Annotated in this window: 17 protein-coding genes; 13 read left to right on the forward strand and 4 right to left on the reverse strand. The window is 35.6% G+C overall.

Translation table 11 applies throughout. The annotated features are described in order from the left end of the window. Positions 1–102 precede the first annotated feature (102 nt). Positions 103–483, forward strand: coding sequence for a hypothetical protein (locus ACGH6P_RS07430; protein WP_411597141.1), 381 nt, complete (start codon positions 103–105; stop codon positions 481–483). Here the strand turns inward: ACGH6P_RS07430 and ACGH6P_RS07435 are convergent. Continuing rightward, a complete protein-coding gene (locus tag ACGH6P_RS07435; protein ID WP_411597142.1) occupies positions 400–1,284 on the reverse strand; it encodes a tyrosine-type recombinase/integrase in 885 nt (294 codons plus the stop codon). The genes ACGH6P_RS07430 and ACGH6P_RS07435 overlap by 84 nt on opposite strands. Before the next feature lie 387 nt (positions 1,285–1,671). Between ACGH6P_RS07435 and prmB the strand changes: the two genes are divergently transcribed. From prmB to recB, 11 genes are all read left to right on the forward strand, one after another. Next, entirely contained in the window at positions 1,672–2,565 is an 894-nt protein-coding gene (prmB, locus tag ACGH6P_RS07440) for a 50S ribosomal protein L3 N(5)-glutamine methyltransferase (RefSeq protein ID WP_411597143.1), read from the forward strand. Positions 2,566–2,594: 29 nt separating this feature from the next. Next, the gene (gene aroC, locus ACGH6P_RS07445; protein WP_411597144.1) at positions 2,595–3,665 is read left to right on the forward strand and encodes a chorismate synthase; all 1,071 of its coding nucleotides are present in this window, start codon (positions 2,595–2,597) and stop codon (positions 3,663–3,665) included. Positions 3,666–3,678: 13 nt separating this feature from the next. Further along, complete coding sequence (locus ACGH6P_RS07450; protein WP_411597145.1) at positions 3,679–4,434, forward strand: TSUP family transporter; 756 nt, start codon at positions 3,679–3,681, stop codon at positions 4,432–4,434. Positions 4,435–4,857: 423 nt separating this feature from the next. Continuing rightward, complete coding sequence (locus ACGH6P_RS07455) at positions 4,858–5,781, forward strand: LysR family transcriptional regulator (RefSeq protein WP_065559598.1); 924 nt, start codon at positions 4,858–4,860, stop codon at positions 5,779–5,781. A 140-nt stretch (positions 5,782–5,921) separates the two neighbouring features. Beyond that, positions 5,922–6,191: a 30S ribosomal protein S15 gene (rpsO, locus tag ACGH6P_RS07460; RefSeq protein WP_065559597.1), complete on the forward strand. Its 270-nt coding sequence runs from the start codon at positions 5,922–5,924 to the stop codon at positions 6,189–6,191. A 307-nt stretch (positions 6,192–6,498) separates the two neighbouring features. After that, positions 6,499–8,613, forward strand: a complete 2,115-nt coding sequence (gene pnp / locus ACGH6P_RS07465) for a polyribonucleotide nucleotidyltransferase (protein ID WP_411597146.1) — start codon at positions 6,499–6,501, stop codon at positions 8,611–8,613. Between the two features lie 25 nt (positions 8,614–8,638). After that, positions 8,639–9,490: a lipoprotein NlpI gene (nlpI, locus tag ACGH6P_RS07470; RefSeq protein WP_267350629.1), complete on the forward strand. Its 852-nt coding sequence runs from the start codon at positions 8,639–8,641 to the stop codon at positions 9,488–9,490. 376 nt (positions 9,491–9,866) lie between these two features. Further along, positions 9,867–11,633: a DEAD/DEAH family ATP-dependent RNA helicase gene (locus tag ACGH6P_RS07475; RefSeq protein WP_411597147.1), complete on the forward strand. Its 1,767-nt coding sequence runs from the start codon at positions 9,867–9,869 to the stop codon at positions 11,631–11,633. 451 nt (positions 11,634–12,084) lie between these two features. Next, on the forward strand, positions 12,085–12,381 hold the full coding sequence (locus tag ACGH6P_RS07480) for a YfcZ/YiiS family protein (protein WP_411597148.1): 297 nt from the start codon (positions 12,085–12,087) through the stop codon (positions 12,379–12,381). A gap of 10 nt (positions 12,382–12,391) precedes the next feature. Continuing rightward, a complete protein-coding gene (sixA, locus tag ACGH6P_RS07485; protein ID WP_411597149.1) occupies positions 12,392–12,847 on the forward strand; it encodes a phosphohistidine phosphatase SixA in 456 nt (151 codons plus the stop codon). Next, entirely contained in the window at positions 12,826–16,287 is a 3,462-nt protein-coding gene (recB, locus tag ACGH6P_RS07490) for an exodeoxyribonuclease V subunit beta (RefSeq protein WP_411597150.1), read from the forward strand. The genes sixA and recB overlap by 22 nt, the downstream gene beginning before the upstream one ends. Positions 16,288–16,423: 136 nt before the next feature. Here the strand turns inward: recB and ACGH6P_RS07495 are convergent, their stop codons facing one another. Then, a complete protein-coding gene (locus ACGH6P_RS07495; protein ID WP_411597151.1) occupies positions 16,424–19,513 on the reverse strand; it encodes a beta-galactosidase in 3,090 nt (1,029 codons plus the stop codon). Positions 19,514–19,941: 428 nt separating this feature from the next. On the opposite strand from ACGH6P_RS07495, the gene ACGH6P_RS07500 reads away from it, so the two are divergent. Beyond that, positions 19,942–21,654 (forward strand): carbohydrate porin, encoded by a 1,713-nt coding sequence (locus ACGH6P_RS07500; protein WP_411597152.1) that lies wholly within the window; start codon positions 19,942–19,944, stop codon positions 21,652–21,654. Positions 21,655–21,779: 125 nt separating this feature from the next. Here ACGH6P_RS07500 and ACGH6P_RS07505 read toward each other — a convergent pair whose 3' ends face one another. After that, on the reverse strand, positions 21,780–22,805 hold the full coding sequence (locus ACGH6P_RS07505) for a BtrH N-terminal domain-containing protein (RefSeq protein WP_411597153.1): 1,026 nt from the start codon (positions 22,803–22,805) through the stop codon (positions 21,780–21,782). A 41-nt stretch (positions 22,806–22,846) separates the two neighbouring features. Continuing rightward, complete coding sequence (locus ACGH6P_RS07510) at positions 22,847–23,278, reverse strand: hypothetical protein (protein ID WP_411597154.1); 432 nt, start codon at positions 23,276–23,278, stop codon at positions 22,847–22,849. Between the last annotated feature and the right edge of the window lie 2 nt (positions 23,279–23,280).

Below are 23,280 nucleotides of genomic sequence, written 5' to 3' on the forward strand. Positions count from 1 at the left end.
GGAACTTATGTCGAGGTATAATACAGGTACGATAGCAGTAACAAATGGAGGTAAAATAGTAACGGGAGTTGGTACTAAATGCACAAATTCATTAATTGATATTTGTGCTGGTCAAATGAACTCACCAAACTACTGGAACAGAGTAAGGTCTACGCTGAACAAAATGCCAAAAAATCAGAAGAGGACGCTAAAAATGCCACAACTTCAATAAATACTACAATTTTCATTAAAAAATTGGGTGTAGATAGTCAGTCAATTAATGGCTCATTTAATGTTAAAACGCTAAAAGAAAATGATGTTTGTGTTTATTCGCCTAACAATAAACCAACGGCTGATGATATTGGTGCTATTCCTGCTGTTAAAAAAGATGTGAACGGCTTACCTATTTGTCGAATAGGTTTAATTTATTCTCAGTTTTTTATACTCACGACCTCGACTATCATTATATTTATCAGTCATTTGCTGGGATTTGTGACCCAATAATGTCATGGTGTCAATGCGTTGTTCTCTATATAAACGTTCTGATAGTGATCTGATTTCGTGAAATGTGGTAGGTGTTCCGTTCCAGTAATTTCGGCTATAAACTCTATCACGTAACCGTGAAAACTGACGCGTTATATCGTCTAATTTTATTTTTTCATTGTTGAGACATATTAAATAGTCATTATCAGTTGATTCAATAATGTCTCGTAAACTAGTGCTTATTTTTTTACATTCCAATTTTATCGGTAGTGCGATTTTTGCACCTGTTTTATATTGATCTATTAATAAATAATTTCGTTTAATATTTGATTTTTTCATTTCTACTATATCAGAACGGCGTTGCCCTGTAACTAGCGCAAGCGTCATAGCATCATGCATTATTTTATTTCCTGTTTTTTCCGCCTCATTTAAAATTTTCTTAAACTCAACAAATGTCATTCGTGAACGTTTCACAGTAACTTTAGGACATTTTATTGGTTCGGCGGGGTTCCTGTCATTCCAGCCCTGTGCGTATGCTTCTCGGAAGATATCTTTAAGTAAGTGGTACATGCACTTAGCGGACGGAGCTTTATCTTGATCTGTATAGATTTTGATAATTTTTGCAATATCGGGTGGTGTTATTTGGGAGATCGGTTTAGCGCCTATTTGCTGACGGATAACTTTTAGCAAATACGTTTTTATTTCGATTGTTTTGGGTTTTGAATTACGTTCGGCAAGAATTTTAATATATTCATCAAGCCAATTGTTAACGGATTTTGGATGAGTATTTTGGGGTTTAAATAATTTAGAAAGAAAAAACATGATTGCCTCATTATGCAAAAATGTTTTTTTATATCTGTTAAATTCATATTTATCAAGTCATTATTAAAAAAACACTCTCTATGACTCACTATTATGATTGAGAATGAATAATTGAATATAATAAAATACTTTGATAATATTTCGCGTAGTTAAAAAATTCATAAATGAATTAAAATTAATTCTAAAATGATAGATTATCATAATGAATATATTTAATTTATTTAACTTACTTTCTTCACCCTATATTGCGAATAATTAAATTGTTGAAATAAATGAGTGATACAATTTTAACGGTTTGTTTAAACACTCGATTTGCGATATTTTTGAGAATAAGATGACCTTCATTGACGAATGATATCTTCCTCTCCTCGATCTTTTGGAGCCATTATGGAAAACTTAAGTACTGTTCAGGACTTTATTCGCTGGACAACTTCACAACTCAGTCAATCAGAAATTTATTTAGGACATGGAACGGATAATCCTATCGATGAATCAAAACAACTTATTTTAGCCAGTTTAGGATTATCATTATCTATTCCTCCCGAATTTTACGCGGCCAATCTGACGGAAGAAGAAAGACAGTTTCTGTTTGATATTATTCAAAAGCGAATTGACGATCGGGTTCCAACTCCTTATTTAACGAATCAAGCGTGGTTTTGTGGACATAGTTTTTATGTTGATGAACGAGTTTTAATACCTCGTTCACCGATTGGTGAATTAATTGATGATCATTTCAAAACGCTACTTACCACACCGCCTCGACATATTTTAGATCTTTGTACCGGTAGTGGTTGTATTGGTATTGCTTGTGCTTATGCTTTTCCTAAAGCGCATGTTGATATCACTGATATTTCGCTTGAGGCAATCGATGTTGCTCAAACTAATATCGACTTGCATGAAATGAACTTTCAAGTTACCCCTATTTTATCGGATCTTTTTGATGATTTACCGGTAAAACAGTACAATCTTATTGTCTCCAATCCACCTTATGTTGATGATGAAGATATGAATGATTTGCCAGAAGAATATTTATACGAACCGAAACTAGCGCTGGAAGCCGGATTTGATGGATTGGATTTAGTAAAACGAATTTTGCGTGATGCGATTAATTACTTAACACCCGAAGGTATACTTGTTTGTGAAGTAGGAAATAGTTGGGTTAGTTTGCAAGAACAGTATCCAGATGTTCCTTTCAATTGGATTGACTTTGAGCGTGGTGGATTCGGGGTATTTTCAATCACACAGCAAGACTTGGTGAAATATCATCACTATTTCAAATAAATATATGCATTAATCGGGATAAGGTTATTATGTCTGGAAACTCAATCGGAAAATTATTTAAAGTCACAACGTTTGGTGAATCGCATGGTGTTGCATTAGGATGTATTGTTGACGGTGTACCACCGGGATTAGCATTAACTGAATCAGACTTACAAATAGATTTAGATCGCCGTCGCCCAGGCGCCTCTCGTTATACCACCCAACGCCGAGAACCTGATCAAGTTAAAATATTATCTGGAGTATTTGAAGGGGTAACAACCGGAACCAGTATTGGATTAATGATTGAAAATACCGATCAACGTTCACAAGACTATAGCCAAATAAAAGATATTTTTCGACCTAGCCATGCAGATTACACTTATCACAACAAATATGGGATAAGAGATTATCGAGGGGGAGGGCGTTCTTCTGCTCGTGAAACAGCTATGCGCGTAGCGGCAGGAGCAATAGCTAAAAAATATCTACACGAAAAACTGGGTATTCAAATTCGTGGTTATTTAGCACAAATGGGGGATATTGAGTGCGAATTAAAAGATTGGCAGCAAGTTGAACAAAATCCATTTTTTTGTGCAAATGAATCAAAACTCGCGTCGCTCGATCAGCTACTCAGATCGTTACGAAAAGAGGGAGATTCGATTGGTGCTAAAGTTTGCATTGTGGCTGAAAATGTTCCTGTAGGATTAGGGGAACCTGTTTTTGATAAGTTAGATGCTGAACTCGCCCATGCTTTAATGAGCATTAATGCGGTAAAAGGGGTAGAGATTGGCGACGGATTTGCGGTTGTCACTAAACGAGGAAGTGAAAATCGAGATGAAATCACACCAAATGGTTTTTTATCTAACCATGCTGGTGGTATCTTAGGCGGGATAAGTTCCGGGCAAACGATAATCGCCAATATTGCCCTTAAACCCACGCCAAGTATTGAAATATCAGGTCGTTCGATAAATGTATTTGGTGAATCGGTTGACGTCTCTACGCATGGGCGACATGACCCATGTGTGGGGATTCGAGCGGTTCCGATAGCTGAGGCAATGGTGGCTATAGTGCTGATGGATCATTATCTTCGTTATCGAGCTCAATGCAGCGATGTGAATTTATGATGAGTAATCATTTATGAGTGATGAAATACTCGTTTTATTATTTGCTATCGCCGTTGTAGCTGGCTTTATTGATTCAATTGCTGGTGGTGGAGGCTTATTAACTGTGCCAGCTTTACTCGCTATAGGGCTGCCACCCGCTAGTGCGTTAGCAACAAATAAGTTACAAAGTTGTGGTGGATCTTTTTCAGCTAGTCTCTATTTTATTCGTCAACGCATGGTTGATTTAAAACAGCAAAAGTGGGCGATTGCATTTGCCTTTATTGGTTCTGCTATAGGTACGATTTCAGTCATCCATGTTCAAGCTGAATTTTTAAAACTTTTACTACCCATACTAACTATTAGCGTAGGCATTTATTTTTTACTTACGCCAAAAGTTGGCGAAGATGATCGTAAAAGTCGTTTCTCTATTATTCAATTTGCACTTATACCTGCTTTGGGAATCGGTTTTTATGACGGATTTTTTGGTCCCGGAGCAGGTTCATTCTACGCTGTGGCTTATATTACCCTTGCTGGTTTTAATCTCACAAAAGCAACGGCAAATACTAAAGTTTTAAACTTCACCTCAAATTTAGCTGGTCTAATCTTTTTTATTTTAGGTGGCGAAGTTGTTTGGTCAATTGGTCTGATTATGTTATTAGGTCAATTTATTGGAGCAAGGGTAGGCGCTAAAATGGTAATCACTAAAGGGCGCAAATTAATCAGACCTATGTTAATCACCGTTTCGACCATTATGAGCATCAAACTAATCTACGAAAATTTTTTTATTTAATGGCAATAGATACGAACAAGGATAAGTCAACTTTGTTCAAGGTCGATTAATAGGTAATTATCATGATTCATATACATGTTTATTGAATCAAAACGAGGCTATAACTGGTCAGCTAGACAATTTTAAATCGGTAGAGTCAATTGGCTCTATTCATTAACACACGCAATTATGTTGCAAAATTAATCCTTTCATTTACTCCTTTTACCCATCACTTATAAAACCTGTTAGTCTAGATTTTCAACTCCTCATTCATTTAACTATCCCAATTACATTTCATTAGGTAAACAAATAAATTAAATAGTATTGTGCCTGTATGTCAGATTTAATTTTAAACAATCAGTTAGTGCACATCTGCTAATTTTTGGTATATAGTTAACAAGACATTATCCCGTAATGGGCTTATACGACTAAATAAGTGACGCTATGAAACTACAACAATTACGCTATATTTTAGAAATTGCTCGTTCAGGTTCAATTAATGAAGCTGCAAAAAATCTCTATATTACGCAACCGAGTCTTTCCACAGCAGTTAAAGAATTAGAAGCAGAATTTGGTATTGAGATTTTTGTGCGAACGTCTAAGGGAGTTTCATTATCCACTGATGGTGTTGAATTTTTGGGGTATGCAAAACAAGTCCTAGATCAAGCTGAATTATTAGAACAACACTATTCAAAAAAAGTCCCTTCAAAACAACTCTGTAGCATTTCCACTCAACACTATGCATTTGCTGTCAATGCATTTGTGAATCTCATCAAAAAAAATCATACTGATGAATATGAGTTTACTCTCCGAGAAACCAGAACTTACGATATCATTACCGATGTGGCTAATTTACGAAGTGAAGTTGGGATTTTATATTTAACAGATTTTAATCAAAAAGTGATTCTACGCTTACTGAAAGAACATCGATTGACATTTCATCCGCTATTTGAAGCCCACCCACACGTATTTATCAGCACCAATCATCCTTTATCATCAATGAAATCGTTAACGTTAAGTGATCTTGAAAATTACCCTTATTTGTCTTTCGAACAGGGGGAATATAATTCATTTTATTTTTCTGAAGAGATTTTAAGTACTGTTTACCATAAAAAAAGTATTCATGTGAGTGATAGAGCCACCTTGTTTAATTTGTTGCATGGGTTAAATGGTTATACGATTAGTACTGGCGTATTAAGTACGGATTTAAATGGGTCTGATATTTTATCCATACCACTTGAAGTTAATGAAAAAATTTTGATTGGTTGGATTACTTCGCAAAAAGCCCAATTAAGCCTGTCTGCACAAAATTATATTGAAGCATTAAAAAAATTGATTCAAGAAGAGTATGGCTTTGAACTTAAGTAAACTTATAGTTACGTAAATCAAATTGCTATTTTAATAAAATTCAGTATAATTGCGCCCAATTCATATTTATATGAATACCGAGGTTGTCTGAATTAGAGATCGGACATGCCATGTTTTATACTAATTTTATGAGGTTTATTATGTCTCTAACTGTAGAAGCTAAAGCGAAAATCGTAGCTGAATATGGTCGTGGAACTAACGATACAGGTTCAACTGAAGTTCAAGTTGCTCTTTTAACTGCGCGTATTAATGATTTACAAGGTCATTTTTCTGAGCATAAAAAAGATCACCACAGCCGTCGTGGTTTATTACGCATGGTCTCTAGCCGTCGTAAATTATTAGACTATTTACGCCGTAAAGATATCGAACGTTACAACCAATTGATTCAAAAATTAGGCTTACGTCGCTAATCAAAATCTACTTGAAAGAGGCTTAGGCCTCTTTTTCGTTGTTAAAAATTTGAGCTTTGCTATAATGCTCAGCTCGAAAGTAAAATTAATTCGTTTTTGTAAATCAACACATTAAAAGATTGTATCTCATGTTTCGCGCGACTAATGAGAGCTCTATAATTTATAGATCTGTCATTAGTCGTGACAGTGAAATAATCTTTTGTTGATGACCCTACATTGTTGAAATAAAAAATCAATAAGTTGTACTTAAAACTACTGCCTGTCGAGCTTTTCATTTCAACAGCATTATTAACAAGAGGATATTATTTTGTTTAATCCAACATATCAAAAATTTCAATATGGACGCCACACTGTTACTTTAGAAACAGGTATTTTAGCACGTCAAGCATCAGCTGCGGTCATGGTTAATATGGACGATACCGCTGTATTTGTTACGGTAGTTGCTAATAAAAAAGTCAAAGAAGGACAAGACTTTTTCCCATTAACAGTTAATTATCAAGAACGTACTTATGCTGCCGGTCGTATTCCGGGTGGATTTTTTAAACGTGAAGGTCGTCCAAGCGAAGGCGAAACGTTAATTGCACGTTTAATTGACCGTCCATTACGTCCATTATTTCCAGAAGGATTTGTTAATGAAATTCAAATCATTGCAACAGTCGTGTCAGTCAATCCGGATGTTAGTCCAGATTTAGTTGCAATGATAGGTGCTTCCGCTGCACTTTGCTTATCAGGTGTGCCTTTTCATGGTCCAATTGGTGCTGCTCGAGTTGGTTTAATTAACGATGAATTTGTATTGAACCCTTCAGTAAAAGAACTACAAAATAGCCGTTTGGATTTAGTGGTTGCTGGTACGAAAAGTGCGGTATTGATGGTTGAGTCGGAAGCTGATTTATTAAGTGAAGAACAAATGTTAGCTGCAGTCGTATTAGGTCATGAGCAACAACAAGTGGTCATTGATAACATTAATGAATTTGTGGCGAAAGCGAATCGTGAAAAATGGGATTGGGTTCCACCAGTTAAAAATGAAGCATTATATAATGCTGTTTCTGAATTAGCGAAAGATCGTCTAGGTGAAGCTTACCGTATCACAGAAAAACAAGCTCGTTATGCGCAAATTGATCTGATTAAAGAAGATGTGCTAACCTCTTTAAAAGCGCAAGATGAAGAACTTGATGAAAACGAAGTGATGAACATTATTATTGATTTGGAAAGCCAAATTGTTCGTCAGCGCGTTATCGCTGGTGAACCGCGTATTGATGGTCGTGAAAAAGATATGGTTCGGGCACTGGATATCCGTACCAATTTATTACCAAGAGCACATGGTAGCGCCTTATTCACACGTGGTGAAACTCAAGCGTTAGTCACAGCAACATTAGGGACTGAACGCGATGCTCAGATTATTGATGAATTAACTGGCGAATATACTGAACGTTTCTTATTGCATTATAACTTTCCGCCATATTCTGTCGGTGAAACAGGTATGGTTGGATCACCTAAACGTCGTGAAATTGGTCATGGGCGTTTAGCTAAACGTGGTGTAGCTGCGGTCATGCCTAGCCAAGAAGAGTTCCCTTATACCGTACGTGTCGTATCTGAAATTACCGAATCAAATGGTTCATCGTCTATGGCTTCTGTTTGTGGTGCTTCACTTGCCTTAATGGTTGCCGGTGTGCCAATCAAATCATCAGTTGCAGGTATTGCAATGGGATTAGTTAAAGAAGGCGATAAATTTGTCGTATTATCAGATATTTTAGGTGATGAAGATCATCTTGGCGATATGGACTTTAAAGTAGCCGGAACTCGTGAAGGTGTGAGTGCATTACAAATGGATATCAAAATTGAAGGTATCACCAAAGAAATCATGCAAGTTGCCCTTAATCAAGCGAAAGGTGCCAGATTGCATATTTTAACGGTAATGGACCAAGCGATTAATAAACCGCGTCAAGAAATATCTGAGTTTGCCCCACGTATTTATACAATGAACGTTAATCCGGATAAAATCCGTGATATTATCGGTAAAGGTGGCGCAACGATTCGTGCATTAACTGAAGAAACAGGCACAACCATTGAAATCTCTGACGATGGCACAGTTAAAATTGCAGCATCAGATGCGAACAAAGCTAAAGATGCTATGGAGCGTATCAATAATTTAGTTGCTGATGTTGAAATTGGTAAAATTTATACCGGTAAAGTCACTCGAATTGTTGATTTTGGTGCGTTTGTTTCTATTATTGGTGGTAAAGAAGGATTGGTTCATGTTTCTCAAATCGCTGATCACCGTGTCGAAAAAGTAGCTGATTACTTAAAAGTAGGACAAGAAGTCAATGTGAAAGTCCTTGAAATTGATCGTCAAGGTCGAATTCGTTTAAGTATGAAAGATGCAATTGAACCAACAACGGAACATTCACCAATTACTGAATAAAAAATTAATCATTAGGGGTTTTAAAATGAAACTTTTCAACCTGAGGATTGTCTGCTTACTTATAGCTGTTATTCTATTGTCAGGTTGTTCAAGTTCACCGCTCCTTTTGGCTGTTCCTGAGCAAGTTTCGTATAATGATGAATTGAAAATTGCTCAGATTAGCCAACAATTATCCCAAAAAAATATTGATACTGTAACCCGAATGCAGCTTATTTTTGAAAGGGGAATTGTTTATGATTCATTAGGTTTTAAAGCATTTGCGCAAATTGATTTTTCTACCTTATTAGGTTATAGCGCTGACATTCCAGATATTTATAACTTTTTAGGGACTTATGCTTTAAGAGAAGGTGACTTTGATGTTGCCTTAATGTCTTTTAATACAACTTTAGAAATCGATCCAGCTTATGCTTATGCATATTTGAATCGAGCAATCACGTTGTATCGTACAGGTCATTATCAATCTGCTAACCGAGATGCACTTCAGTTTTATCAATATGATGTGAATGAGCCAATTAGATTATTATGGCTTTATCTAATTGAAAATGAGATTGATAAGAAAACAGCATTAAATATGCTACAAGACCGTTATAATCGGTTAAATGATAAATCGATTTATAGTAGCCATATTGTTGCATTTTATTTAGGTAAAATTAATGAATCTAAATTGATGCAAAATCTTCAAGAAGGCGTTGAAAATAATCGGCAATTAGCTGAGCGTCTTTGTGAAACCTACTTTTATTTGGGTAAATATTATCAGAATAAAGGTGATAATGAGCGTGCCAAAATGTTATTTAAATATGCTTTAGCTAATAATATTTATAACTTTGTTGAACATCAACAGGCACTCTACGAAATGAAGTTACTTGAGGAAAAGTAACATGGGTCATGCCAGTTTTAAAAGTGAAAATATTGTTATAGTTTAGTTCTGATTGACTATTAATACTTGTTCAAGTTATTGATGAGTCGTTAATTAGTTATATCCTTAATCGGATCAGAGTATTGCGCAAATGTGATATTTGTCCATATAACATTCACAACAATAATCAATTATAGTATCGGTAATTAATTTTTGATGTGAATCGTAAATTTTCAATTTAGTGAGCTGGCATAAATTTATATATAGCTTTCTTTTCAAGGAAATGCAATTAAACATTTAACCATATTGAGATTAATTACTTTATTTCATTAAGCTTAATTGTTTAGCAATTAAAATAGAAAGTTTATATATATGATAAATTTATAAGCGAGTTTACATGACAAATGAAGTTTCTTTTATTGACCTTGGTTTATCCGAGGACATCCTTAACGCATTAAATGATCTTGGTTTTAGCAAACCATCACCCATTCAAGCTGAATGTATTCCACTATTATTAGATGGAAAAGATGTGCTTGGTATGGCGCAAACTGGAAGTGGAAAAACAGCGGCTTTCTCCATTCCATTTTTAATGAACATTGATGCCAGCTTAAAAGCGCCACAACTATTAGTGTTAGCACCAACACGTGAGCTTGCAATACAAGTTGCTGATGCCTGTTCAGAATATTCAAAATATATGAAAGGGGTGAATGTATTAGCCCTATATGGTGGTCAGCGTTATGATGTGCAATTGCGAGCGTTAAAACAAGGACCGCAAATTGTAGTTGGCACGCCTGGACGTTTATTAGATCATTTAAATCGTAAAACATTAGATCTTTCAAATCTTAAAGGTTTAGTTCTTGATGAAGCCGATGAAATGCTAAGAATGGGCTTTATTGATGATGTTGAAAATATTATGGCTGCCATTCCCGAAGATCATCAAACAGCGCTATTTTCAGCAACAATGCCTGCGCCAATTCGCCGTATCACTAAACGATTTATGCATAATCCAAAAGAAGTACAGATAAAAGGGACTAATCAAGCAGCGCCTGATATCGATCAAAGTTATTGGTTAGTGCGTGGAATGCGTAAAAATGAGGCAATAATACGTTTTCTTGAAGCAGAAGATTTTGATGCTGCAATTATATTTGTACGAACAAAAACAGCAACGCTTGATGTCGCCGAAGTGCTTGAAAAACACGGGTACAGTTGTGCTGCATTAAATGGAGATATGACTCAGCAATTAAGAGAACAAACACTTGATCGATTACGTAATGGTCGATTAGATATTTTAATTGCAACGGATGTGGCAGCTCGCGGATTAGATGTTGAACGTATTAGTTTAGTTATTAACTATGATATTACCTTAGACTCAGAATCTTATGTTCACCGTATTGGGCGAACAGGTCGTGCAGGCCGTGCAGGTCGTGCAATTTTATTTGTTGATAGCCGTGAACGTCGTTTACTAAAAAATATTGAACAAACAATTAAAAAACCAATCCCAGAAGTGGGTTTACCTTCTAAAGAATTATTAGAAAAACGTCGTTTAGTTAAGTTCAATCAGCAAGTTCAACAACAGCTAGAAAGTAATGATTTAGATCAATATCAAGCAATACTGAGTCAAATCCAAACTGAAAGTGGTGCGGATCTTGAAACGATTGCAACTGCTTTATTAAAACTTGCACAAGGTGAGCGCCCATTAATTCTACCGCCTGATCCAGTATTCAAACCATCTCGTGACAGTCGTGATCGTGATAATCGTGGTGGTGAACGTCGACTACGAGGCGATAATCGAGAGTCGCCAAAACGTCGGGAACGTCGTGATGTGGGTGACATGGATATGTATCGTATTGAAATTGGTAAAGAGAACGGTATTGAAGTTCGGCATATTGTTGGTGCTATTGCTAATGAAGCGGATATTAGTAGTCGTTATATTGGTAACATCAAACTTTATGAAACCCATTCAACGGTTGAGTTACCAAAAGGAATGCCAAAAGATATCCTTAAACATTTAGAAAAAGTACGGGTACTGAATCAACCAATGAAAATGAGCTTGGTCAGTGGTGCTCAGTCAGATGCTAAACGGGGACGTAAAAGTAACCGAACAGAATCGAACGATAAAAGTTTTGCAAAAAAACGAGGTCGTTCATCTGCACCTAAATTTTAATCATATAACCTCTACCATTTGGTAGAGGTTTTTTTGCTTTTTTTATGATCTAAATCTTTTTAAGATTACCAAAACATTAACTATCTCAATTAAATTCAATCCCAATAACCTAAATTGAACGCCTTTCTGGTTAAACGGATTTGGATTCATAACAAAAGAATACCTTAACAGAACTGAAAAAGGGCATTGAGTTAACCACAAATTCAATCGTTGATTTGCTGGTGAAGGTTACTGACATATAGACAAGATTTATTTTAATTTTCTCAATTTCAAAAAACTCAAATTACAACTCGGATTCTTGATTCCGTTTAGTCAATAACAATGTTGTTTTATCTTTCAAAGAATGTTATCAAAGTAAAGCTATTCTAAATAAATCCTGATGAGAATTTTGCCCTTAGATATGATTGAGAGTATACTACTGTCAATTTAATCGGTAAAACAGAGGTATGGCATGACAGATTCTTTAAATAAATGTAAAGCAAATGATACTCCGGCGTGTTGTTGCGTAGATGTTGGCACAATCATAGATAATGAGGATTGCACGGCTGAGTATGAGCATGTCTTTACGACAGAGTCAGAAGCTCAAGCTAAATTAGCATCTTTAACTCAAGCAGCAAAAGCTGTGGCAACAGAACCTTGCGAAATTAATAGCAGTATTGATAAAGTTGATGGTGGTTTTAAATTAACGGCAAAATTTACCTTTTGTTGTGGTGCTGAATGCTTGATTTTTCAATTAAAATTACGCTAATTGGAGAGTAATGAAAGTTTGTATTATGAGGCATGGTGAAGCAGGCTTTTCTGCTTCATCCGATTCAAGTCGATCCCTTACGTCTTACGGAATTCGACAAGCAATTCAAGCTGGGCAGTGGCTTAAACAACAAAATTTTCAATTTAATATTGGTTTAGTTAGCCCATATTTACGTGCTCAGCAAACATTAGCAGAGTTATCGTCACAAGTTTCTGTTTCAACAGTAGAAACAGATAAACTGTTAGTACCTGGCGGTAATCCTGGATATATTGCCAATTTGTTATCGACATTTCCTTCTCAAGGTATTGAGCAAGTGATTATTGTTTCGCATCTTCCTTTAGTTGGATATTTGGTGAATGAGCTTTGTCCTGATATCTCTCCGCCCATGTTTCCGACTGCATCAATTGCATGCATTGAGTTAACATCAACTATTGGTAAGCTTGAATGGTTTCATCAGGCGAAATAAAAAAACTCAATCTTTTTGATTTACCGTTAACAGGCCGAACACTGATTGAAGCATCGGCAGGTACGGGTAAAACCTATTCGCTTGCCTTTATATATTTAAGGTTACTGCTTGGCATTGGTGAAAATAGCTATCCTACACCGCTTGATGTTAGCCAAATTTTAGTGGTGACGTTTACCAAAGCGGCCACTCAAGAGTTACGTTCACGTATACGACAAAACATACAAGAGTTAAGACTGGCATTATTAAACGGTGAACATGATGATCCTATTTATCAGCAATTAATGACATTGATTGTTGATCGTCAACAAGCGATTCAACGACTTACTGAAGCCCAACAATCAATGGATGATGCAGCAATTTACACGATTCATAGTTTCTGTCAAAGAATACTAACTAGCCATGCGTTTGAGTCCGGCGTGTTGTTCGAACAAAAATTAATCATCGACGAATATCAATTGCAATTACAAGTCGTGCAAGATTTCTGGCGATACTATTTTATACCTCTTGAAAAATCGTATGCTTATTTAGTTCGAGACTGTTGGAAAGAGCCGGCGGAATTATTAGCCGATATTACCCCTTATTTATCCAATACCTTTAATGAGAAAACTGAATTAAACCCCAATATTACCGAAGCAATAGCTGAGTTTTATCAGCAAAATTTTAACATGATTGAAACGGTAAAAAAATCATGGTTAAAGCATGTTGATCAATTATCGGATATTATTAATCAATCGGGTGTCAGTAAACAATCTTATAGTAGCCGATATCTGCCTAATTGGCTTTCAAAAGTTTCACAATGGGCTAACAGTACAACGCTTACGTTTGCATTACCTAATGAGCTTGAAAAATTTTGTCAATCAGTTCTGGCGAGCAAAACAAAAGAAGGAAAAATCGTTCCAAGTCATTCTGTTTTTACTGAAATTGATACACTCTATAAGTGTAAACTGGATTTGCGAAGCCATATTTTAATGGATATTGTAACCATAATCCAAAAAGGCATTTATGATGAAAAAATTAAACGCACTGAGATAAGTTTTAATGACTTGCTTTGGCAGCTTAATCGGGCGTTAGTGACACGAACAGGAAAACGATTAGCACAAAGTATTTCAACGAAATATCGGGTTGCGTTAATTGATGAATTTCAAGACACCGACCCAACTCAATACCAAATTTTTGATCGTATTTATGATAGCAAACGATCTGATATCGGACTATTATTTATCGGCGATCCGAAACAAGCTATTTATAGTTTTCGTGGCGCCGATATTTTTACTTATCTTAAGGCGAAACGTTCAACCGGTGATAACTATTTTACCATGGATGTGAATCACCGTTCCTCATCAGCTATGGTAAATGCGGTAAATCAATTATTCGCCCATCATGAAAATCCGTTTGTTTTTAATGATATTCCCTTTTTACCAATGAATTGCGCTGAAAAAAATAAGCAAAAATCATTGCTAATTAATGATCAAGAAAGCAATGCTTTAACCGCTTATTTATTGCCAGAAGAAGTAACAACCAAAGCTGATTATCAAGAGCAGATGGCAAATTGCTGTGCCAAGCAAATAGTCAAATGGTTATCGGACTCTTCAATATTAATTAATGATAGCAAGGGTTGTCGCCCAATAACGACGTCAGATATAGCCATTTTAGTACGAACGGGTAGAGAAGCAGAAATTATTCAGCAAAAATTAGCCGTTTGTGGCATTAAAAGTGTCTATTTATCCAATCGTAATAGCGTGTTTGAGTCAGATGAGGCTAAGGATGTGCTTTGCCTTCTGCAAGCGGTATTGATGCCAGAAAATGAAGCCGCTTTACGTTTGGCTATGATGACGGCGTTATTAGGACAGACGATGTCTGAACTTGAACAAATCACTGATGATCAAGATAAATGGGAAAGCTTAGTAGAAGAATTTAAGCAGTATCAGGTTATATGGCAATATTATGGCGTATTGGTGATGTTACGTCGAATGATGAAAAAACGTCAGCTAGCGGAAAATATTCTTGCTCGACAAGACGGAGAGCGTATTTTAACTAACTTTATGCATTTAAGTGAGTTATTACAAGAAGCGGCAGATGATTTAGATAGTCCACATGCGTTAATACGTTGGTTAACCAAACAGATTGTTAATCCTGATTTTAATATCGAAAATCATGAGCAGCGTCTTGAAAGTGATGAAAATCTAGTCAAGATTATCACCATTCATAAATCAAAAGGTTTAGAGTTTCCAATCGTTTGGTTACCTTTTATTTGCCAATATCGTGTGTCTGATACACAATTTTATCATGATAAAAATAACGATTTTCAACAAACTTATGCATGGATGTTAACAGATGAAATAAAACAACAGATTGAAGATGAACGCATGGCGGAAGACTTACGTTTATTGTATGTTGCTATGACACGATCCGTTTATCATTGTAGTATTGGTCTTGCTTCTATGAAGAAAGACCAATCAGCTATTCATTATCTGTTAAAAGGTGAGTTAAACAATATAGCAGCAATGGCGGATCTCATTAATGTGGAATTACCCCTTGAAAATGATAAGTACACTGCTCATTGTCAGCTAAATCAATCTTTAACGGCTAATGTATTTAAACGGAAACTTTGTCATCAGTGGCGCGTAACCAGTTATACGGAACTGCAAAAACATCACGCTGTTTTAACAATCAATCCAGAAATTATCAGCGATTGGGATGAACAGACGCCAGAATCCCAAGCCACTTTGCAGACCGAATTAACCTATGATATTCACCATTTTCCCAAAGGGGCGTATGTGGGGACTTTGCTGCATAAGATAATGGAAAATGTTTCTGAGAAGAATATCGAAACCTTGTGTAGTGAAACAATAACAAAACTCAATTTAGATCAAACTTGGCAAGCTATTTTATTGGAATGGTTACAACAAGTGTTGTCCACAACGCTTAATCAACAAGGTTTGGTGTTATCAGATGTATTAACAGGGCGATGTATCAATGAATTACAATTTTATTTTCCGATTCGTGAAGCAGTAAGTTGTGAACAACTTGATAGCATTTGTAAAACCTATGACAACTTATCTTATCAATGTCCAACACTTGATTTTGAAACAGTACAAGGCATGCTGAAAGGATTTATCGATTTGGTTTTTGAATATCAAGGGAAATATTATATTATTGATTATAAATCAAATTGGTTAGGTTATTCAGCTGAAGATTATGGACAAAAAGCATTAGAACAGGTGATGTGTGAGCATCGTTATGAGTTGCAATATCAACTTTATAGTCTTGCGTTACATCGTTTTTTGAAAAGCCGCATACCTAATTATCAATATCAAACCCATTTTGGGGGAGTTTATTATCTTTTTTTACGTGGTATGCCAGACCATGGTATCTTTTACCATCTTCCTGAACAAGCTTTTATCGAAGAGTTAGATAAGCTATTTGATGGTGTTAGTTAAATAGGTTGCTAGTTGTTGTACCTCAATCTCAGTTTTTGATATTTGAATCGATAGCTTTAACTGCTTGTTAAGCAAATTACGATAAAGCACAAATTTATTATGCCTTATCGTTGTTCTTTTTTTATCATCGTAACTTTTAGTTAACCTCGAAGGTTAATTGATAACGATAATGTTTTTTAGTTAATAAAAATTCAGAATGGACATTTGGCGTCCATGAATCATCACCACCAATCCCCATATGGAAAGCATCAATACTCACATAAGCACAAGGTTCCGCCACTAAAAGGTGACGATGTGTGACCGCCATTAACTGTTGAGTACCATATTGGTTGATGTTAAATTGAAATTGCTGACCGGTGATCGTCATTTCATCCAGTATTAATTTCTTTACATCACAGCGTAAACCATTTTCACAAGGATAAATATAAGGAGTATAGAGTTCAGAAAAAGGTAATGACCATTTACAAAAAATGGCAGAGTGTTTACGGTCTGGATAGTTTTCGTGCGGCCCTAAACCTAGCCATTTAACTTTTTCTGGGATTTCGTTAAGTTGATATGTTAAACCAATACGTGCAGGCGCTGGCATATTGTTGGCAATATCAACATCAACCGTTAGCGTTAAATAGCCTTGCTGATCAAATTGATAAATCCATTTGCTTTGAATCACTCTTTGACCTTCATAAAAATAACCATGCAACGCTTCGATAATGATAGTGCCGGATGATTGTGAAGCTTGTATTCCAAGACATTTATGGGTTAAATCAAAATAACCTGCTGCTTTCCACTGTTCAACCCAAGCAAATGGATTGTTATTGCTATCATAGTCACCACTAATTCCAATATCGTTATCAATTGGCGCTCGAATAAATTGATCACAAAACGGCGAAGCCAATAATGGTTTATCCTCTTTAGTCCATTGATTTAGAAAACCAGTAGTTTTATCAAATAACCAATTTTGATTTTGATGAGAAATTAAATAATTATTTTTATTTTCCTTTAATGTCATGGGGGTTTTAAGCTTGTTAAGCTTAAGAGGCGGAATAAAGACATTCTCAAGTTGCCATTGTTCCCAAGCGACAAGATGACCAATTGGTGACCATGGAGTTTCTTCTTTTTGGATAATAATGACAGAAAGATGAACATCTTCACAATTGATATAGTTAGGTAAGCTATCAAGTAATTTTATTCTGATTGTACTATCTGGTTGCATATCAAGGGTAATTTGACCACTTCGTTGTTTATTACCATCGATTAAGATCTCCCATTGTAATAGTTCATTATCAGTACGTCGAAACAAATATTCGTTGGTTATTTCGACAACTAAAGGTTTTTGACTAATGAGTTTGAATTGAAAAGGTTGCTGAACTTTTTTGGCTTCGATTAAGCTTGGATGCGGTTTTCGATCGGGAAAAACTAAGCCGTCCAAGCAAAATTGCCTATCGTGGTAAGCCTCGCCAAAATCACCGCCATAAGCCCAATAACTTTCTCCTGATGATGTTTGGCAACGAAGACCATGGTCTGCCCATTCCCAAATAAAACCACCTTGTAATCTTGGATATTGCCTAAATGCTTGCCAATATTTATAAAAAGCACCAAGACTATTTCCCATAGCATGTGCATATTCACATAAAATAAGTGGGCGGTTTTCATCGGGCAGGGATATCCATTTTTTTATAGCCCATTTAGGTACCTTTGGATGAAGCTGATCCTGATCGACTCGAGCGTACATAGGGCAAATAATATCGGTGGCAGCCGTATTTGCGCCTCCTCCTTCATATTGAACGGGGCGAGTTGGATCATTACTTTTGATCCAAGCATACAGTGCATCATGTGATGAACCGTGCCCGGATTCATTCCCAAGTGACCAGATAATAATAGATGGGTGATTGCGATCTCGTTGCACCATGCGTGTAACCCGTTCACTGTATGCTGCGAGCCAATAGGGGTCATCTGATAAACGGGACATAGGGAACATGCCGTGAGATTCTATATTCGCCTCATCGACTAAATAAAGTCCATACTGATCACAAAGTTCGTACCAACGAGGATCATTGGGATAATGACTGCAACGTACTGCATTGAAGTTGTGTTGTTTAATCAGTTTTATATCATGAAGCATGGCTTCTTCAGTGATAGCATAGCCTTGATCCGGATAAAACTCATGGCGATTGGTTCCTTTAATAAGTAAAGGTTGACCATTAATACAAAGCTGACCATGTTTGATCTCAACCACTCGGAAACCAATATTATAAGCTTCGGATTCTATAAGCCCGATTTTTTTATGATATAAACTGATTACGACACGATAAAGATTAGGCGTTTCAGCACTCCATAATTCAGGTGAAATAACTGGAATATGACAAAACAGGCGATCATGATAGCCCCCTTTTTCATCAATGGGTTCGGTACCAATCAGTTGAAATTGTCCGGAAATCAAATCGCTATTTTTCCATAATTCAATGCCAATATTTAATTGATCCATATTGTCATTGTGTTTTACGTCAACTTGTATCGATAACGTAGCATTCCGATAACAGGCATCAAGTTCTGTCTTAATTTGGATATTTTTTAGGTGTGATTTAGGTTTATTAAGTAGCGAAACATTTCGAAAAATACCGCTTAATCGCCACATATCTTGATCTTCAAGATAACTTCCATCACACCATTTTAAAACTAAGACTGCTATTCTGTTTTGCCCAACTGTTAAGTAAGGGGTTAAGTCAAATTCCGCAGCGATTCGACTGTCTTGCGAATAACCCACCCATTGACCATTACACCAAAGATGAAAAGCAGAACTAACACCGTCAAAAATGATTCTAGTTTCCCCTTTATCTAACCATGCTTGCGTAATATTGATATAACGAGAATAACAACCTGTTGGATTATCGTCAGGAACAAAAGGGGGATTATAAGGAAATGGATAACGTATATTGGTGTAAATTGGTGCATCGTAACCGTGTAATTGCCAATTAGATGGAACGGGAATGGTATTGGTGTCTATCTCTCTTTCTAACCATGATTCCGGAACGTGTTTGGGGTTATCAAAATAGCTAAAAAACCAATCCCCATTTAAAGATAATATTGATTCTGAATCAATATTATTTTTAGCTTGTAATTTATCACGCCAACTGTGGAATTTAGAATGTGTCGGAAGCCTATTAATACTAAGAACTGATAAATTATTCCAATCATTTCTACTTATGATTGTATCTAAAGAGAGATTCATTTTTTCACCATTTTAATCTTAACAATTTAGTACTAAATGATTTACGTTAATCTAACCAATTTTTGAATGCGAATTATTATAACTAAATTAGGACATACAACAGTGAACAATATAACATTTGTCTAATTGGAATCATGTATAAAATTGTAAGTTTCTTAATTCTGTTTATTTTTTTTTGTTTACGGTTACATTTTTTATCTTTAAATAACTTTTAATTACTGTGACTTAAGTCACAACATCAGGATTTTATTTTTGAAACCATTTTTTTATTTGTTATATTGAAAACGCTAATTATTAGCTTTTGGATTGCTACCGATATTAAGCGGGCAAAACCTAAAGAATAGTTGTTGTTACCTATTCTTTAGGTTTTTTTTTGTCTTAAATTTATAAGACTACTGAATGAACAATTAAATTATGAGTAGAGAAAAATGAAATATCTAACAAAATCATTAATAAAAGTAAAGCCTAAGCGAATTGTTTTAATTACCATGCTCGGTTTATTTTATTTGCCTAATGCGATAGCTGCTACTCAAGATGAGTTAGAGGCAAGAATTAATTTATTAGAGCAAAAATTAATTGCGCTGAGTAATGAATCTATTGATTTGAAAAAACAGCTGATTGAATCGAATAAGCAAATTGCTGAGTTAAGTCTTAATTTAGAAAAGCAACAGTTAGTGATAAGCAATCAACAAAAAGAGATAAAAATACAAACCGCCGCACTTAAACAACAAAAATCAGTTAATCTACAACCTGTTAGTGTTACGCATCCTACTAACAATAACGCAATTGTGTTAGTCACTGATAGCCAAACTAATGAAGAACAGAATAGTAATATTGCCACTAAAAAATCGTTTACGTTAACACAATTCAAAGATTATATTAAAGAAGAAATTGGATTTTCCTTTAATGGGTATTTTCGTGGTGGTTGGTCAACTTCGATGAATGGTAAACCCAAAAATTATGCCGAAGGCGCTCTAGGACGATTTGGGAACGAATATGGGGGGTGGTACGATCTTGTCTTCAGACAAAAAGTGTATGATCAAGATGGTCGTCGAGTGGATGCAATTGTTATGATTGATGGTAATGTGGCAACCGATAAAGCGGCTGGATTGTTTAATACGCAAGACGACAATATCATGCAATTTTCTGATATATACTTAGCCACCAAAGGATTTGTTCCTCTTTTTCCTGAAGCGACTTTGTGGGTAGGTAAGCACTCTTTACCGTATAATGAAATTCAAATGCTTGATTGGAAAACCCAAAAATCGCCAGCTGGTGGGGGTGTCGGTATTGAAAATTTGGAAATTGGCGTAGGAAAGCTAGATTTAGCATTGTTACGTGCTGATGTGAATGTTAAGGTCAATAAAAAAACAGCGGGAACAGATATAGCTAAAGTAAGGCGTGAAGAAGTTGATATCAATGAAATTGAATTGCGTTACCGAGATATCCCATTATGGCAAGATGCATTGTTTGCTGTTAATGCCCGATACTCAGCGCCGAACAAATCGAAACTACAAGATAATATCACTGTTAAAAATGCTTGGTTAGGTAGTGTTGTTCTACGTCAAAATAACTTTTTTGGTGGTTTTAATCAGCTAACGCTACAGACTGCAACCAATTCAGTCGCTTCACATTTGGGCAATATCAATACCAATAATCCAGAATTTGCCGCTAATGCTGATAATGATTATATAGGTAAACACACTGGAGGTAAGGCTTATCGATTAGTTTCTGAAGGTGAAGCATATTTTTCTGATAATATTATCGTGGCGCATGCATTAGCTTTAACAACAGGTAAAGATGTTTATTCTTATGATTTAAACTTACCTCATACAGATTTTACCAGTTTTAAATCAGCAGTAAGACCTGCTTATATTTGGGATCAATACAATCAAAGTGGTATTGAAATTGGTTACTTTAAACAAAAAAATAAAGTTAATGGTCGAACTTATAAAGAAGAAGGCTACAAAACAACCCTGTATCATTCATTTAAAGTAGGTGAAAGTATTTTATCCTCTCGTCCCGATATTCGTTTCTATCTATCGTATATTGAGTCATTAAATAATGATATTAGTAAATTTGAATTTAATGTTAAAAAACATCAAATTAGTTTTGGGGTGCAAACTGAAGTGTGGTTTTAATTTAAGTGATGAAATAGAGACCTAAATTCGTGATAATAGGTCTCTATTTTTTCGACGTTTAAATTTTTTTAAAAGCCCTTATCATTTGTTTCTGGACACCAAAATAACCTATCATTATTAGCAGCTCAAGCTATTTTTTTGATACTTTGACTGAGTGATCGCCAACATTTTTTTTCACTATCGGCAACTTGGTGTAATAACTCAGATACCTCATTAAATCCAGTTTCGTTCAAATTTCGGCATAATTTTACCGTACGGCTAGCAAATTTACGCCATGCATCGCCAATATTAGTCATATTAACGGCAGCCTCAATCAATAATGGTTTATGATTTGATGAGAAATGATCTGCTGCCTCTTGAAGAAATGAAGCATACATATAACGAAAACCAGCTCCACCTGTTCCGATTTCCTCCTGCATTCTAACAATATGACCTAGATAAAGTTTTTTATATTGATCACTTTTCATCGAATTTTTTAGTTTTTGGATTCGATTAGCTAAAAGATGAATACCTTTAATACCAATAAAAGGTAAAGGGGCTTGCATTTGGCGCGCATTTTTAAGGATTGCACTGCGAATCACTTGAGATAGATTTACATGGTGATCCTGTTTTTGGGTATCTTCTAATGTATACATTAATCCTTTTCCTGCCAATGCACCTTTAGCAAAACGAGCCCGTTCCAAGTCTGATGCTGAGCATTGAACTGGTAATTCCATAATCGGATCACTAATCAAATATTGTTCTGCTTCTTTCCCATAGACAAGAATATTATGCGCATTGAAATGAAAGCGCAAAGCATCGGGAATGTAAGGTAACCAAAAAACAGAAGTTTGTAGTCCAACTAATTGATTGTTGTCTAATGCTTGATCCAATTTTTGCATGCCTTGTGTTGCGGAGACAAATTTTTGCATGTTCAGTTTAATGCCTAATCGTTTACAAGAATTACGAATAATTGTTTTTGGTGGCATACGATAAGCGATGAGTGGCATACCCGAAAGTTTTATAATCGGTAAATAGGCAAATGTAAGTGCAGAAGATAAACCAAAGAGCATGGGTTCACTGTAATCAAAACCGTGGTGCTTGAGTAGCGTCGACATAACACCGCTTTCACAGTGTGCGGTGTGCTGATGTTGAAAATGATGAATTGTCATTATGTTGCCTGATTATTATGATTATACAAAGTCTAATAAGTTTATTTAAATGGATAATTGTTTTGCGTTTGATTGTCTTCAGCCGGAAGTTGTTTTAGCTGTTCAATGGATAAATTAAAGACTTGTGCATAACGATTTAATTTTTTATCTGATAATTTCTTGAAAACCTGAGGTTTGAAGTGCCGTTTGATTTGCCAACGAAAAAAACCACTTGTTTGAGCAAGGCTAGTGATATCATGACGATATAAAAACATATAGTAAAAGAGTGATGAGCGTTGTTCATTCTTCACTGCATGAAAAGCCAACTGAGTTTGTTCTGCTAATGCATCTACAGCTTGTAATGTTACAAACTCTTCATCTTCCCAACCGCTAGTAGTTGCTTTTGTATAACTTCCATTTTTAACAGCATAAACCACTTTGGCATGACCGCCATAAGTTTTACTCTTATCTTGTGGAATTTGGTTAATATCCATAA

Source organism: Gilliamella sp. CG25 (assembly GCF_046635705.1).
GTDB lineage: Bacteria > Pseudomonadota > Gammaproteobacteria > Enterobacterales > Orbaceae > Gilliamella > Gilliamella apicola_I.